The following is a 15,342-nucleotide window of genomic DNA, read 5'->3' on the forward strand; positions in this document are numbered from 1 at the left end:
GTGTGGGACATCCTTGCCATCGTGATTCTGGTTCTTACGGCGATTCCTGCGGGGATGACGCTGACGAATCTACTGTTGTACCGTCAGCCGGAGACTGGGGAGGCGTCATTGCCGGCGGTTTCGGTGCTGATTCCCGCGCGGGATGAGGAACGTGCGATCGTTCCGGCGGTGCGATCTGTGCTGGAGAGCGAGGCCGGTTCGGGTCTCGATTTTGAGGTGGTGGTGATGGACGACCATTCCTCGGACGCGACCGCTGAGCGTGTGCTCGAACTGGCGGAGGAAGACCCGAGGGTTCGTTTGGTTGAGGCCCCGGCGCTGCCGGCGGGGTGGTTTGGCAAGCCGCATGCCTGTCAACGGTTGGCGGAGGCGGCAAAACATGATGTGCTGCTGTGGATGGATGCGGACGTGCGGATCGAGAAGGGCGGGCTGCGGGCGCTTGTGGCGGGGCTTGAGCGATCGGATGCGGGGCTGGTGTCGACGGTGCCGAGGCAGGTCACGGATGGCCTGATGGAGAAGCTGGTGATCCATCAGATTTTGTACGTGCTGCTGGGTTATCTGCCGATGCTGCGGATGAAACAGTCGACGTCGCCAGCGTATGGCGCTGCTTGCGGGCAGTTGATGGTGGCGCGCCGGGGGGATTACGTAAAAGCTGGGGGGCATGCGGTGGTGCGTGGGGTGATGCACGAGTCGCTGGCGTTGTCGCGGGCATTTCGGAAGGCGGGGATCAAGACCGATCTGGTGGACGGGACGGCGCTGGCTCGGTGCAAGATGTATGAGACGGCGGGGCAGGTCTGGCACGGGTTTGCCAAGAACGCTCACGAGGGCATGGGGTCGCCTGGGGCGATCGTGCCGTGGACGGTGTTTCTGCTCGGGGGTCAGGTGCTGCCCTGGCTGATTGGTCTGGCCTGGGGTCTGGGGTGGATCGAGGTGTCGCTGCTATCGGGTCAGATGATCGGGGCTTCGATGGGGGCCGCGTTGTTCACGTCGCTGCTGCTTGCCTGGAAGTTCAGGCAGGGTGTGCTGGCTGGCCTGTTGCGGCCGTTGGGCATGGTGGTGCTGGTCGCGATCCAGTGGTACGCGATGGTGCGCTCGCTACGTGGTCGGCCTGTGACCTGGCGCGGTCGGGCGTACGCCGGGGCGAACTGATTTGGGTTGATAGGGGTCAGGGGGCCAGGCGTTCGATGAGCCAGCCGTTGTTATCTCGGCGGTAGCGGAGTCGGTCGTGGAGTCGACCGGTGCGGCCCTGCCAGAACTCGACGGTTTGTGGGCTCAGGATGTAGCCGCCCCAGTGGTCGGGGAGGGGGACTTCGGTGTTGGCGTAGCGGGCCTCGGCTTCGGCGTAGCTGGCCTCGAGTTCGTCGCGGCCTGAGACAACACTGCTCTGGGCTGAGGCCCAGGCTCCGAGTTGGCTGCCACGCGGGCGGCTGTGGAAGTAGGTTTCGGTTTCGGTGCGGGGCATCTCGGCGACGGTGCCGGTGATGCGGACCTGTCGGTGCTGGCGATCCCAGTAGAAGGTGAGGGCGGCGTGGTTGTGCTGGGCGAGTTGGCGGGCTTTGTCGCCGGTTCGGTTGGTGTAGAAGGCGAAGCCGCGGTCGTCGAGGCCTTTGAGCAGGACCACGCGTGCGGCGGGGTGGCCATTGGCGTCGACGGTGGCGAGGGTCATGGCGTTGGGTTCGTAGATCGAGCCGTCGCAGGCCTGGTCGAACCAGGTCTTGAATTGGGCGATGGGATCGGGGTTGGCGTCGGACTCGAGCAGGGGGGTGTCGCCGTAGTCTTTGCGCATCGCGTCGATGCTCATGGCGTTACTCCTGATTCGGTTTGAGGCCGACGGCGCGGTGGAGTTTGTGGATTTCGGTGCTGGTCAGCAGGCGCCAGTTGCCGACGCTGAGGCCTTTGAGCCGGAGTGGGCCGAGGCCGACGCGTTTGAGTCGGCGGACCTTGAGGCCGACGCGGACCATGAGTCGACGGATCTCGCGGTTCTGGCCTTCGCTGAGGGTGATGCCTAGGAGGGTTCGATCGCCTCGGGCGCGGTCGACTTCGTGGCGGATGATGGTGACCTCATCGACGGAGGCGCGTTTGGGCCTGGCGGTGCCGGCACTGGTTTTATGTTTCTGGTCGGCGAGGTAGAGGCCTTTGCGGAGCTTGTTGAGGTCGGCGTCTTCGAGGCGTCCACGTACCGAGACGATGTAGCGTTTCTGGACGCCATAGCTCGGGTGGGTGAGCCGGTGGGTGAGTTCGCCGTCGTCGGTGAGGAGGATGAGGCCGGTTGAGTCGGCGTCGAGTCGGCCGACGGGGTAGAGGCGTTTGGCCAGGCCGGGGTCGATGAGATCGACGACGCGGGTTCGGCCTTCGGGGTCTTCGTTGGTGGAGATGACGTTGCGAGGTTTGTGCAGGAGGACGTAGGTGTGGCCGAAGCCGACGCCTGCTTTCCTGGGTCGGCGGCGGGGACGAGCGATGGTTTCGCCATCGACCTGGATGCGGTCCTGCGTGGGGTCGACCCAGGCCGGGAGGGTGTCAACAACCTGGCCGTTGACCATGACGCGGCCGGCTTCGATGAGTTCTTCGCAGTCGCGTCGGGAGGCGATGCCGGCGTTGGCGAGGGCCTTCTGCAGGCGGATGCCACGGCTGGCGTCGCGGAGCGGATCGCCCGTGGGATTGGAGGGAGCCGAGGGGTTCATGGGGTGGGGGTGCTCAGTTCGGGCGGGTTGAGGCCGGGCTCTTCGTCGAATTCGTCGCCCTTGAACATCGAGCCGAGGTAGCTGTCGCGGACGGCCTCGTTGTTGATGAGTTCGCGTGGGGTGCCTTCGGCGAGGAGTTTGCCGTCGGCGAGGACGTAGGCGCGGTCGACGATCTCGAGGGTTCGCTGGACGTTGTGATCGGTGATGAGGATGGAGATGTCTCGCTGCGAGCGTAGCCGGCGGACTTCGATCTGGAGGTCTTCGACGGCCTTGGGGTCGACCCCGCTAAAAGGCTCGTCGAGGAGGATGAGGGTGGGTTCGGAGATGAGGGCGCGGGCGATTTCGAGCTTGCGGCGCTCGCCGCCCGAGAGGGTCCTGGCGGGCTGCTTGCGGAGCTTGGTGAGGCCGAACTGGGCCATGAGTTCTTCGCAGCGATCGCGTCGTTCGGGGCGGCTGAGCGGGCGGGTTTCGAGGATGGCCTTGAGGTTCTGTTCGACGGTGAGCCGCTGAAAGATGCTGGGTTCCTGGGCGAGGTAGCCCATGCCGAGCTGGGCCCTGCGGTACATGGGAGTTTTGGAGACGTCCTTCTCGTGGAAGAGGACGCTGCCTTTGTCGGGGCGGATCATGCCCATGGTCATGCGGAAGCTGGTGGTCTTGCCGGCGCCGTTGCGGCCGAGGAGGCCGACGATCTCGCCTTCGCCGACGCGGAAGGAGACGTCGGAGACCACGGGGCGAGAGCCAAAAGTCTTGTGCAGGCCTTGTACGTTCAGCAGGGACATGTCGTTAGGATAGCCGGTGCGGCGGGTGGCTGGCTTGCGGGTCGTCTGACGAGCATCGGAGGTTTGATGCGACTGGTGGCATCCTGGTTCTGGCAGCTGATTCCCGGCAACCCGATGCTGCAGCGGATTGTCTTTACATCCTCCCGGCGGATGCCGCATTTCTGGCTCCGGCTGGGGTTTCTGGGGGCATTGATCGTCCTGCTGCTGGTGGCCTTGTTTGCCGGCGGGGCGTTTTTCACGACCGGTGATGCCGGGCAGCTGGCGGCGGCCGGTTCGCAGCTGTTTGCAACGATTGCTTACGGGCAGCTGGTGCTGCTGTGTCTGTTGACGCCTGTGTTTCTGGGGGCGGCTTTGGTGAGTGAGCGGTCCGGGCGGACGATGGAGGTGCTTCTGACGACGCCGATGAGCAGCCTGCAGATCGTGCTAGGTTCGCTGCTGGGGCGGCTCTTCTTTCTGTTTGCGTTGCTGATCAGCAGCCTGCCTTTGATGGCGCTGGTTCGTCTGTTGGGCGGGGTGCGGGGCGAGTCGATGTTCGTGGCTTATGCGGTGGCCGCGTTGCTGCTGTTTTTTCTTGGGGCGGTGGCGGTTGCTTTGTCGAGCTGGCGGGTTGGCGGTCGGAGTGCTGTGCTGTTTTTCGTGATTGGTGTGGGCGGGTATCTGTTGCTGGTCTACGGCATCGATTTTCTGCTGCTACGGGCGCTTGATCCCGGGCGATCGACCTGGCTGACGCCGCTGCACCCGATGCTGGTTCTAGATGCTTCGGTGAATCCTGCGTCGTACCGGCCGCCGACGATGCCGGAGCTGGATGGGTATCCCTGGCTGCTGGCGTGGTATCGGGCGCATCCGTTGCCCGTGTTTTCGCTGGCGACCCTGGGACTGGGATCCCTGTTGCTGTTGCTATCGACCCTGACGATGCGAAGCGGTTTGACCGAGCGGGTTTCGCGGTCACGCGAGCCGGCGGCGAGGCGGTCGTCCGAGGTCTGGTCGAATCCGGTGGCTTGGCGGGCCTGTCAGCGGCTGGGTCGTGGCTGGCTTGCCTGGGGCGTGCGGTTGCTGCTGCCGTTGGGCTCGGTGTTGATTGTGTCTCTGGTGCTGGTGCTGCATGCGTATGACCAGCTGCAGCCATCGCTGGGTGTTTCCTCGCGGGTGCGGCTGACCTCGTACGATCTAGTGCACACGCTGGTGCTGCTTCTGGTTGGGTTGCAGATGAGTCTGGGGCTGCTCATTGGCTTGTTTTACGCTTCTTCGACGGTGGCTCGTGAGCGGGAGGATGGGACGCTGGACCTGCTGCTTACAACGCCGATCGGCGCTAAGGCTTATCTGTGGGGCAAGGTGAGAGGACTGCTGAGTGGGCTGCTGCCGATGGCCGGAGGTGCTATTGCGACGCTGGCGGTGCCAGCGTTGTACAGCCTGATTGGCGGGTGGAGCGGCTGGGCGTCGGCGACCTACACGTTCACCAGCACGGTCGGGGCTGGGGGCTCGTTCACGCGAGAGGTTCCCTTGGTGCTGCCTGAGGCCCCGCTCTGGTTGGCGTTGACTTACGTCCCGATGCTCGCTGCGGCGATCACGATCGGTCTGGGGCGGTCGATCACGGCGAAGAGTGTGCTGCTGGCGCTGGTTCCGACGCTTCTGATCTGCCTGGGGCTGCTGGGTTTGTCGGCGGTGATCGGTATCTCTGCGGGTCAGTCGATTTCGCAGTTCGGGCTGGTGATCAACAGCCTGAATCCGTTCACGCACCTCGTGTTTGTGACGATGCCCTGGGAACTCGCGGCCGATTTCGCGGCGTATCCGGTCACGGGTCGGGTCTCGCTGGGGATGGGTTCGCTGCTGGCGGCGCTGGCCTTTGGAGCGTTTGTGTATGGGCGGATGGCCCTGACGATCAGCGGGTTCGACCATGCGGTTCGCAAGGCGGATACTTAGCCTGAGAGGCTGGCTGCTTGCTACTGAACAAAGGGGCTGGTGCGGACCTTGTCGAGTAGGCGGCTGAGCGCGCCTGCGATGAGGATGCCGAAGAGGGCGCCTTCCGGGCTTTGGGTCCATGTCAGGCCGATGATGGCGCCTGAGCCTGTGATGGCTGCTGCGATCACTCTGCCGGTGAGGCTGATGGGCATGCCATGCTCGGCGTGCACGAGGAGGATCAGCAGGAGAGGGGTGCTGAGCAGGACGTAGCTGATCCAGGTGGAGAAGGCGAGGGAACCGACGGGCATGAAGGCTTCCAGGACGGTCCAGGGCTCACCCTCGCTGGGCCAGATCGCGGCGGTGATGCCAGCGGCGAGGAGGCCGTAGGTGGGCACCCGCCAGGAGAGGATGCGGCCACGCAGCAGGAAGGCGCCGCAGAGCAGCAGGCAGGGAAGGCTGACCAGCCCCAGCCAGGCCGGCTCGTGATTCCAGATGACTTGGGTGAGTGGTGGCAGCTGCTGGTGCGAGATGAGCTGCGGCCACTGCTTCGGGTCCTGTGTCACGGTTTGCCAGTGGTCGGTCACCGCGGTGGCGAGTCGGCTTGTTTGTGGGCTTGCTGCGTTCGAGCTGGTTTCGTGCAAGGGTTGTGGCCATGCGGGGATGCTGGTGGTCTGCCAGTTGCCAGGTTGCTTGTTTGCCTGGCTGGTTGGGGCGTCGGGTGCGGCCAGGAGCGGCCAGGTCAGGAGTGCGGCAAGGATGGCGGGGTGGATGCGGATGGGAGAGGAGCGGCCGAGCCAGAGGGAGACGGTGCCGGTGATGAGGCCGGTGGCGAGGGCTCGGAGCAGGGCATCCTCAGGGCGGAGGATGAGCGATGTGGCGAGTCCGAGCGTGATGAGGTAGATCAGTCGGGGCTGGACGCTGAGCCAGCATCGGTTGCATGCCAGGGCTGCGGCGACATAGCCAGCGGCGACGGTTGCTGCGGTGCATGTGAGCGAGAGGATCAGGGCCCACGGGCCGACGGCCAGCGTTGCCATCAGGACGAGCCCGCCCATGCCGATCATGGCCTGGCGGTCGTAGCCGGCGGTGTCGAACCGGGGCCTGAGCCAGGGACGCCCGCAGATGGATAGGCTCTGGCTCACGGCCCGGGCTCCTCGCAGGCATCGGCGCCATGGCGTGATCGGAGCGGGGTCGCGAGGTCGATACCCGAGGGGCAGACCTGGGTGCAGAGGCCACAATCGAGACACCAGTCGAGGCCGGGGTCTTTGAGCTGGCCGTTCTCGACGCGTTTGACCAGTTCGAGGGGTCGTAGGTGCGTTGGGCAGACGTCGGCGCACCAGCCGCAGCTGATGCAGGGCTCGGGCGTCGGACGGGTTTTCTCCGGTGGGGCTCGGAAGACGGCTTCAGCACCGGGTGCCAGGCCTTGGGCTGGGCTCATGCTGACGCCTGAGAGAGGGTCACCCATCACGAGCTGGTGTTCGGGTCCGCTCAGGGCCTGCGGGATCTGGCCGGGCATGAGCCACTGGATCTGGCCGTCGGTATCTTCGGCTCTTTGTGCCAGCCAGACGGGGCGTGCGCGGTCGAGCCGCTGATGCTTGATCCAGCGTCCCAGGCGTGCGCAGATCCAGGGATCGACCAGGATCAGCCCGATCTCGACGGGGTTCTGGCCCGGCTTGAGTCTTCTGCGTCCGGCGGTGGCGGCGTGCCAGGCGACGAGTGTCGGGTCGCCGGCCGGGTAGACGAGGTCCTGATGGAGAATACCCGTGTTGCGTTCGCGGGCGATGCGACGATTGGCCCTCAGGCCTTTGGTGGCCTTGGGCAGCAGCATCAGTTTCTGCCCGGCGTTGGTGATGCGCGCGATGAGATCAAGGCCGTCGGCGATCTCGCGTGGGTAAGTACGCAGGAGAGCCGTCCGGATGGCAAAGGGCGGGTAGCGGTCGAGTCCGACCATGACGACCATCGCGACAGGCTCTTTGGCAGCCCGGAGCTGCTGGTCGAGGTCAGGAAGCTTGTGTAGGTCCCAGCCGGTGGTCTGGTTGATGGCCGTGCGCCAGGCGGCGATATCTCCGGGGTCTGGCGGGCGTTGCGCGTCCTCCGACCCCACCGAGGGTGGGTCTGGGACCAGCAGGGTGCAGCCCCTGCGAAACTCCATGCCGCCGCATCGTCGATCCATGCCCGTATCCTAGCTTCACAGCGCCTGTTGCCGGCTTTGGGGCTCGACCGTATTGCGGGGCTTGCCTAGAGTATGGATTCTGACTGGTCCGATTCCTGAGCACGGAGCGATGTTCGATGCAGCTTTGGCAGCCGCCTCTGGCCCCGAAATACACCCAGGCGTCCGACGAGGAGCTTGCGTCGGCGATCCGCGCCCGCAAGGCCGAACTTGGGTCGTCTGTGGTGATCCTCGGGCATCATTACCAGCAGGACGAGGTGATTCAGTTCGCCGATTTCACGGGCGACTCTTTTAAGCTCTCGCAGCTGGCGGCGGAGCGGGTGACTGAAGTGGGTGCCAAAGCGGTGATCTTCGCGGGCGTGCACTTCATGGCCGAGTCGGCAGACATCCTGACGCCCGACGACGTGTCGGTGATCCTGCCGGACCTGTCTGCGGGCTGTTCGATGGCGGACATGGCCGACCTTGAGGACGTGACGGACGCCTGGGAGCAGATGCATGAGGTGCTGCCCGATGACGTTCGGGTGATCCCGATCACGTATATGAACTCGACCGCGGCGATCAAAGCCTTCTGCGGGGAGCATGGCGGGGCGGTCTGTACCTCCTCGAACGCGCGGGCCATTCTCGAGTGGGCGTTGCGTGGCGGGGATACGCCGGTCGCTGAGGGCGAGCGGATCAAGATCATCTTCCTGCCCGACCAGCATCTGGGGCGGAATACGGCCGTTGACCTTGGCTACGACATCGAGAAGGACACCTGCCTGTGGGACCCGCGGCATCCTGAGGGGCTTGGCGGGAACGATGAAGATACGCTCGATCGGGTGACGTTCATGCTCTGGCGTGGGCACTGCTCGGTGCACAAGCTGTTTCGGCCGGAGCACGTGGATCAGATCCGCGAGCAGTGGCCGGATGTGACGGTGGTCGTGCATCCCGAGTGCGAGCACGACGTGGTGAAGAAGGCCGACCTCTCGGGCTCGACCGAGAAGATCATCCAGCTGATCGAGCAGGCCGAACCCGGCACGCGTTGGGCGATCGGTACCGAGGTGCACTTGGTAAAGCGGCTGAGCGAGGCGGCGGCCAGGCGTGGTGTGACCGCACGGATCCTCTCGGACTGTCAGTGCCTCTGCACGACGATGTATCGGATCGATATGCCGCACCTGCTCTACAGCCTGGACGAGTTGGCTGCGGGCCGGATCCCGAATCGTGTGAAGGTGGATGAGAGCACGCGGCACTGGTCGCTTCGTGCGTTGGACCGGATGCTTGAGATTACGGGGGCTCCGCCTCTCAAGGCGGCTGCGGCTGAGCATCTGGGCTCGTGATGCCGCGGAGTGAACCGGTCGGTCTCACCCTGACGCTGGCTGTCTTTGTTGGCTTCACCATCTGGCTCGGAGGATGTCGAATGGCCGCCGAGCAACCTCAGAGATCCAAAGAGCATCGAAGCCTGGGTGAGGCCGGTGCACACGCAGAAGGTCGTCGGGCGCGTGATCTGGGTCTTCGGATCGGGGTGCTCAATCCCGGGCCGCTGAACGCCATCACGGATGTGGAAGGTGTGCGTGTCGGGCATCGGACGCTGATCGAAGGCACCGATGTGCGCACCGGTGTGACAGCGATTCTGCCTCATGGCGGGAATGTCTTTCGGGACAAGGTCCCTGCGGCGATCGTGGTGGGTAATGGTTTCGGCAAGTTCGCGGGGTTTACGCAGGTGCGGGAACTTGGCACTCTCGAAACGCCGATCGTCCTGACCAACACGCTGTCGGTGGCGGCGGGCATCGAGGGTCTGATCCGGCACACGCTGGCCCAGCCGGGCAACGAGCGGGTGCTGTCGGTGAATGCCGTGGTCGGTGAAACCAATGACGGCTATCTCAACGACATCCGCGGGATGCACGTTACGGTTGATGATGTCCTTAGGGCCATTGCCTCAGCCGATACGGGTCCGGTTGAAGAGGGTTCGGTCGGGGCCGGGACCGGGATCACGCTGTTTGGCTACAAGGGCGGGATCGGCACGGCGTCACGCGTCCTCTCGACCGAGCACGGCGGGTACACCATCGGCGTTCTGGTGCAGGCCAACTACGGCGGAGAGCTCACGATCGCGGGTATCTCGATGGGCGAGCTGCTGCTTGAGGAAGCCGAGACATCGGCCGACGGCTCTTGCGTGATTGTGATCGCGACGAACGCTCCGCTGTCTGCGAGGAATCTTGAGCGGCTGGCCCGGCGATCGTTCATCGGCCTGGGGCGGACCGGTTCGTATCTGTCCAACGGCTCGGGGGATTATGCGGTCGCGTTCTCGACCGGCTACATCGTGCGTGAGCAGGGCTTGTTGGAGGAGCCTGTGGCTCTGGTCACGAACCGGCGCATGAGCCCGCTGTTCCAGGCGGTGGCTGAAGCGACCGAGGAGGCCGTGCTGAACGCGCTGTTTATGGCGACGACGGTGACGGGCCGCGATGGGAACACGCGCGAGGCGGTGCCGGTGGAGCGCGTGCTAAGGGCCATCAAGCAGCGGTAAGGGGTCTGCTGATCTTTCGTCGTGTTATGGGGTGCGCCTAGATCCGGCTCGTCTGTAATTGAGATCTTTCTTCGCGGCGTAATCGTCGTGTGATTCTTCTTGCGGTGCGTATGGCGGTTCCGGTTGGCACCGACATCAGCCGGGTGGCACCGCCCACCGAGAAGACGCTTCGTCGTAGCGCCAGCCTCAGCTCGTAGAGCACGGCCATCTCGTCAACCTCTCCACGTTCCTGGATCGCTGCGAGACGATGCAGAGCATACAACCCGAAGAAGAAGGCAATCACGAAGAGGAAGTCGAGCCCGCGGAGGTCGAACGCAGGCGCACTCAACGGCTCAGTAAGCGTCGGGTCGAGCCAGCTCAGGCTGATCTGCAGGATGCGCTGGTCGAAGTAGTCGCCAAGGAAACCGGCGAGGATGGGAGCGATCGCGGCGCCTACGCCCGTAATCAGGGCATTGGTCGCGAGAAACGCCGTGGCCTCACCACGTGGTGCGGCTTTGAGGGCCAGATTGCCGGCGGCCAGAGCGACGCCAGCGGTGCTAACGCCCAACACAACGTGCGCGGTAATCAGTAACGGCCAGGTCGCCCAGTAGAGGCCATTTGCCGTGCTGTCAGCTGTTAGTGTGGCGGATTCCAGCGCGTTGCTGGCGTCCGCCACTACCGGCATCGTGCCGAGGGTCATCAGCGGCCAGAGTAGGAACGAGAAGACCATCAGGATTCCCGAGGCGGCGATGACCGCCTTGTTGCTGAAGCGATCCGCGAGCCTCCCCCAGATCGGGAACAGGGCGACATTGATCAGCTGGGTCAGCACGGACAGGCCTACCACCACGGAAATGGACAGGCCCAAGCGCTCGAACATGTAGACCGCAAAGAAGGGCAGGGCCAGGTTCTGCGCGAAGGCCCAGCAGCCCATGAAAATCAGCACGGCTCGGAAACGGCGATCCTGAATCGGCCGTTGGATCAGGGCCAGGGGTTTGAGCGATTCGACCCGTGGCATGGCGGGTTCCTGGACCGCGGTCAGCTGCATCGTGCCGATCATGCCGAGCACGCCTGCTACGCCGAAGATAATGGAATAGGGCAGAACTTCCCCCATCACTTCCTGTGTCCAGGATAGGCCCGCCCCGAGACCTGCTAGGAGGCTGATGACGGCTCCGGCACCAATCGCTGCCGCCAGGCGTCCGCCCATGTGACGGCCCATGATGCGTTCGGGGATGACATCACGCATCCAACTCCCGTAGGCGCAACCGCTGATGTTGGCGAGGGTGCAGTGGACCAGGATTGTGAGCAGCAGCGCCGGGATCTGTGCCTGCTCTGGCAGGATCCAGGGGATCGCGGCGACCAGCAGGAACAGAGCGCGTGCGAGCCATGCTGTGACGACCGTGATCGCACGCCGTCTCCGCAGCGACTGTACCAGGAAGATGGCGGGGATCTGAATCGCCTGGGTCATCGGCCCGATGGCGGCGATGAGTCCGATGATGCGGTTGTCACCGCCAAGAGCGAGGACCAGCGCGACCATGAAAGCGCCGCTGACCAATGCGACCATCGACTGGCTGAAAACGTGGTCGACTGCGAGCAAACGCAGGTCTCGCCTGGTTCGTTTTCGATCGTATTCGGGTTCTGTTTTCAGAAAGCCGAGCAACAACGCCACTCCGGATGTCAGTGAGTAAGGCCTTTGGTCAACTCATACCTTAGAGGCGTGGAAGGATCAGGCAACACTGATTGGCGGTATTGACTGATGCACCATGATCGCGTCTCGATATGGGGTGATGCAAGGACAGCACCCAATCATCCGAGCATCCCGGACAACACATACCGGCTCAGTCAAATGCAGAACACAGCAGCGGCTTAAACGTGCGCCAGTTTGTTCAGCCCGTTGTACGCCGCGACCTTGTACGCCTCGGCGAGGGTGGGGAAGTTGAAGACGTTGTTGATGAAGAACTCGGCGGTGCCGTCGAGGGCCATGACGGCCTGGCCGATGTGGATCAGTTCGGTCGCGCCGGTGCCGATGGTGTGGACGCCCAAGAGTTTGTGGGTGTCCTGGTGGATGAGGATCTTGAGCATGCCGAACTCATCGCCGAGGAGTTGGCCTCGGGCGATTTCCTTGTAGCTGGCGATACCTGCCTCGTAGGGGATGCCGGCGTCGGTGAGCTGCTCTTCGGTCTTGCCGACCATCGAGATCTCGGGGACGCCGTAGATGCCATATGGGAACAGCTCGGTGTTCCAGTTCTCGATTTCTTCGCCGAGCGCGTGGCACATCGCGCGGCGGCCCTGCTCCATCGAGGTTGAGGCCAGCGACGGGAAGCCGATGACATCGCCGGCGGCGTAGACGTGAGGGACGTTGGTCTGGTAGCGCTCGTTGACGGTGAGTCGTTCGCGGTCGTCGAACTCGACGCCGACGTTGTCCAAGCCGAGGTCGGCGCAGACACCCTGGCGGCCGACGGAGTAGAGCAGGCACTCGGCGCGGAGGGTCTTGCCGCTTTCGAGTTGCGCGACGACCTGCGGGCCGCCGGAGCCGTTCTGTGTCGAGCGTTCCTCGTCGGAGATCTCGTAAATCTTCTCGACTTTCTCGCCCATGCGCAGGGTGACGCCCTGGCGGCGCATGTAGAACTGGAGCGATTCGCCGATCTCGCTGTCGACAAACCCGAGGAGCTTGTGACGGCCTTCGACGAGGGTGACCTTGACGCCAAGCGTGGCCATGATGCAGGCGTACTCGGTGCCGATGACCCCGCCTCCCACGACGATCAGGCTCTTGGGCAGCTTGTCGAGGTTGAGGATGGTGTCGGAGGTGAGGATGTTGGTCTCGTTGAAGGGCACGTGGTCGGGCTTGGCCGGCCGGGTGCCGACGCAGACGATGAAGACGTCGGCGGTGAGCATCTCTGAGTGCTCGGGCCCCATGATCTGGAGGAGGTTGGGCCCCTCGAAGTGCGCCTTGCCCCAGATGAGGTCGATGCCGTTGCGGTCGATCTGGTCGCGGATAACTTCCCACTCGCCACGGATGACCTGCTGGGAGACGGAGACGAGGTCGCGGATGGTGATCTGCTTTTTCACGCGGTAGGAATCACCGAACAGCCCACGCTTGCCGGTGCCTGTCAGGTGGAGGGCGGCTTCACGCAGAGCTTTGGATGGCACGGTACCGGTGTTGACCTGAGCGCCGCCAAGCACGGAGCCCTTCTCGATGATGGCGACGCGTTTGCCGAGTTTGGCTGCCTGGATCGCTGCCTTCTGTCCCGCAGGACCCGTGCCGATGACCACCGCGTCGTAGTGCCGCATGCTGAGTGCTCCTGATACCCCCATGGGATCGCCGCGGCCAGAGACCGCCTACACAGGGTATCGACCAAGTCGCTGGGATCGAAGCGCCGTTGGTGATGCCCTTGTCCTCGCGTCCGATAACCAGACAAAAAAAGACCCACACCGTGTGGTGTGGGCCTGAGGGATGGCGTTGGGGGCAGGGGGGTGTTACTTGGCCGAGGCGTACAACTCCGACACCTTGGCCCAGTTCACGACATCGAAGAAGGCCTTGATGTAGTCGGGTCGGCGATTCTGATAGTTGAGGTAGTAGGCGTGCTCCCAGACGTCGAGCCCGAGGATGGGGGTGTGGCCACCGCCGTGCCCGCCGAAGGCTTCCGGCATGATCGGGGTGTCCTGGTTGGCGGTGGAGGAGACGTGCAGCTTGCCGCCTTCACCGACGCACAGCCATGCCCAGCCGGAGCCGAAGCGGGTGGCTCCGGCGTTGGCGAAGGCTTCCTTGAACTTGTCCATCCCGCCCAGATCACGATCGATGGCCGCGGCGAGTTCAGCAGAAGGGCTGCCGCCGGTGCCGGGCTTGGCGAGGAGGGTCCAGAACAGGCTGTGGTTGTAGTGGCCGCCGCCGTTGTTACGAACCGGTCCCTGCTTGTCGGCGGGGAGCTTGTCGAGGTGCTCGAGGATCTCGGTGATGGGCTTGTCGGCCCAGTCGGTGCCTTCCAGCGCGTCGTTGAGCTTGCTCACATAGGTCGCGTGGTGCTTGCCGTGGTGGATTTCCATCGTTTTGGTATCGATGGCAGGTTCCAGGGCGTCCTTGGCGTAGGGTAGATCGGGGAGGGTAAAGGCCATGTGGGTCTCCGTAAGTCAAGCATTAACAGGTTTCTAAGTGACATATGGGGCCGTTGGCCCCTTTGGCGTCCTGCAGTATAGGCGCATCACTTTCAAGACTGGTGAGCCGGTTCAGGCCATACGTAGGAATCGCGGGGTTGATTTGACCATCTTGGAATTATTCTAAATCCAGGAAGGTTATGTCGGTCGTAGGAGATAGATAGCCGCCAGATGGAGTCGCCGGATGGTCAAGAATGCACCCGAAACCCAGACGCGCAGGCAGGCTTCGGTCGATGGCCTGACTGCGGCCGACCTAGCCGAGTTGCAGGATCAGCTCGAGCTCGAGGTCTACGACTACATGGACCACGAGCTCTTCTCCGAGCCGGCTGCGCGGGCCGAGAAGCTGATTTTTCGTGAAGCCGAGGACATTCCGGAGCCCGACGTCCAGTGGTACAACCCGCTGATCGAAGATGTGCTCGGCGTGCACGCCCGGGCGGTGACAACCGGCACGATCCTGTTGACCGCCAAGCAGGAGCAGGCGCTGTTTCTGCAGTTCAATTACGCCCGTTGCCGGGCCTCGCGGCTGCACGACCGTCTGCGTCGGCAGCGGAAGCTCAATGCCGGCATGGCAAGAAAGTTTCTGGACTGGCATCGCAAGGCCGAGTCTTACCGCGATCAAATCGCCAATACGAACCTCGGTCTGGTCCTCGCTATGGCCAAGCGGACGCGGGCGACTGACCTCGAGTTCGGCGACATGGTCTCGGAGGGCAACATGGCGCTGATGCGTGCGATCGACAAATTCGATGCCTCGCGCGGCTTCAAGTTCTCGACCTATGCCTGCCGGGCGATCCTCAAGGCGTTCAGCCGTGCCGGTCAGAAGCAGACTCGGCACCGGAGGTTATTCCCAGCGGAGTACGACCCCAAGTTCGAGAAGTCCGACTTCAGCGAGCGTCAGCGGGCCGACCACGAAGAAGCCTGCGTGGATGAGGTCAGCGACATCGTCCGGAGCAATCGGGCGGAGCTATCCGAGGTTGAGATCGCGGTACTCGATCACCGCTTCGGGCTCCGCGAGGAGACCCGCAAGCCGAACGGCCGGGGCTTCACGCTGGAGCAGGTCGGCAGGACCATCGGCGTGACCAAAGAACGCGTCCGGCAGATCCAGAATCGAGCATTGGAGAAGATCAGGCATCACCTGGAAACCGAGTTTTTGAACTAAGTTTGCGCCTGGATACACCCCAAAATCCTCACTAGCCG

13 protein-coding genes are annotated in these 15,342 nt (G+C 63.8%); 5 read left to right on the plus strand and 8 right to left on the minus strand.

What is annotated here, in order from left to right; translation table 11 throughout:
• Positions 1-1,146, plus strand: coding sequence for a glycosyltransferase (locus tag ACQZAB_RS08845; protein ID WP_428389011.1), 1,146 nt, complete (start codon positions 1-3; stop codon positions 1,144-1,146).
• Positions 1,147-1,162: 16 nt separating this feature from the next.
• On the opposite strand, the gene pdxH is transcribed toward ACQZAB_RS08845, so the two are convergent.
• The 3 genes from pdxH to lptB are packed head-to-tail and all read right to left on the minus strand — an operon-like array spanning position 1,163 to position 3,457.
• The gene (pdxH, locus tag ACQZAB_RS08850) at positions 1,163-1,798 is read right to left on the minus strand and encodes a pyridoxamine 5'-phosphate oxidase (RefSeq protein ID WP_428389013.1); all 636 of its coding nucleotides are present in this window, start codon (positions 1,796-1,798) and stop codon (positions 1,163-1,165) included.
• A 4-nt stretch (positions 1,799-1,802) separates the two neighbouring features.
• Positions 1,803-2,678 (minus strand): pseudouridine synthase, encoded by an 876-nt coding sequence (locus ACQZAB_RS08855; protein ID WP_428389015.1) that lies wholly within the window; start codon positions 2,676-2,678, stop codon positions 1,803-1,805.
• A complete protein-coding gene (gene lptB, locus ACQZAB_RS08860) occupies positions 2,675-3,457 on the minus strand; it encodes an LPS export ABC transporter ATP-binding protein (RefSeq protein ID WP_428389017.1) in 783 nt (260 codons plus the stop codon). Before lptB ends, ACQZAB_RS08855 begins: the two co-directional genes overlap by 4 nt.
• 66 nt (positions 3,458-3,523) lie before the next feature.
• Here lptB and ACQZAB_RS08865 point away from each other — a divergent pair, with 66 nt between their 5' ends.
• Positions 3,524-5,377 carry a hypothetical protein gene (locus tag ACQZAB_RS08865; RefSeq protein WP_428389020.1) on the plus strand — a complete coding sequence of 618 codons (1,854 nt, stop codon included), beginning with the start codon at positions 3,524-3,526 and terminating at the stop codon, positions 5,375-5,377.
• A 20-nt stretch (positions 5,378-5,397) separates the two neighbouring features.
• On the opposite strand, the gene ACQZAB_RS08870 is transcribed toward ACQZAB_RS08865, so the two are convergent.
• Complete coding sequence (locus tag ACQZAB_RS08870) at positions 5,398-6,495, minus strand: RnfABCDGE type electron transport complex subunit D (protein WP_428389023.1); 1,098 nt, start codon at positions 6,493-6,495, stop codon at positions 5,398-5,400.
• Entirely contained in the window at positions 6,492-7,526 is a 1,035-nt protein-coding gene (locus ACQZAB_RS08875; protein ID WP_428389025.1) for a 4Fe-4S dicluster domain-containing protein, read from the minus strand. Before ACQZAB_RS08875 ends, ACQZAB_RS08870 begins: the two co-directional genes overlap by 4 nt.
• Positions 7,527-7,642: 116 nt before the next feature.
• Between ACQZAB_RS08875 and nadA the strand changes: the two genes are divergently transcribed.
• Together nadA and ACQZAB_RS08885 are read left to right on the plus strand one after the other, a co-directional pair.
• Positions 7,643-8,836: a quinolinate synthase NadA gene (gene nadA / locus ACQZAB_RS08880; RefSeq protein WP_428389027.1), complete on the plus strand. Its 1,194-nt coding sequence runs from the start codon at positions 7,643-7,645 to the stop codon at positions 8,834-8,836.
• A gap of 80 nt (positions 8,837-8,916) precedes the next feature.
• Positions 8,917-10,020, plus strand: a complete 1,104-nt coding sequence (locus ACQZAB_RS08885) for a P1 family peptidase (RefSeq protein ID WP_428389029.1) — start codon at positions 8,917-8,919, stop codon at positions 10,018-10,020.
• 37 nt (positions 10,021-10,057) lie between these two features.
• Here ACQZAB_RS08885 and ACQZAB_RS08890 read toward each other — a convergent pair whose 3' ends face one another.
• From ACQZAB_RS08890 to ACQZAB_RS08900, 3 genes are all read right to left on the minus strand, one after another.
• On the minus strand, positions 10,058-11,656 hold the full coding sequence (locus tag ACQZAB_RS08890; RefSeq protein ID WP_428389031.1) for an MFS transporter: 1,599 nt from the start codon (positions 11,654-11,656) through the stop codon (positions 10,058-10,060).
• Between the two features lie 206 nt (positions 11,657-11,862).
• Positions 11,863-13,287: a Si-specific NAD(P)(+) transhydrogenase gene (gene sthA, locus ACQZAB_RS08895; RefSeq protein WP_428389033.1), complete on the minus strand. Its 1,425-nt coding sequence runs from the start codon at positions 13,285-13,287 to the stop codon at positions 11,863-11,865.
• 186 nt (positions 13,288-13,473) lie between these two features.
• Positions 13,474-14,109 (minus strand): superoxide dismutase, encoded by a 636-nt coding sequence (locus ACQZAB_RS08900; RefSeq protein WP_428389035.1) that lies wholly within the window; start codon positions 14,107-14,109, stop codon positions 13,474-13,476.
• Between the two features lie 223 nt (positions 14,110-14,332).
• Here ACQZAB_RS08900 and ACQZAB_RS08905 point away from each other — a divergent pair, with 223 nt between their 5' ends.
• Positions 14,333-15,304: a sigma-70 family RNA polymerase sigma factor gene (locus ACQZAB_RS08905; protein ID WP_428389036.1), complete on the plus strand. Its 972-nt coding sequence runs from the start codon at positions 14,333-14,335 to the stop codon at positions 15,302-15,304.
• Positions 15,305-15,342: the final 38 nt, after the last annotated feature.

Source organism: Mucisphaera sp., from assembly GCF_965279675.1.
In the GTDB taxonomy this organism is placed as follows: domain Bacteria; phylum Planctomycetota; class Phycisphaerae; order Phycisphaerales; family Phycisphaeraceae; genus Mucisphaera.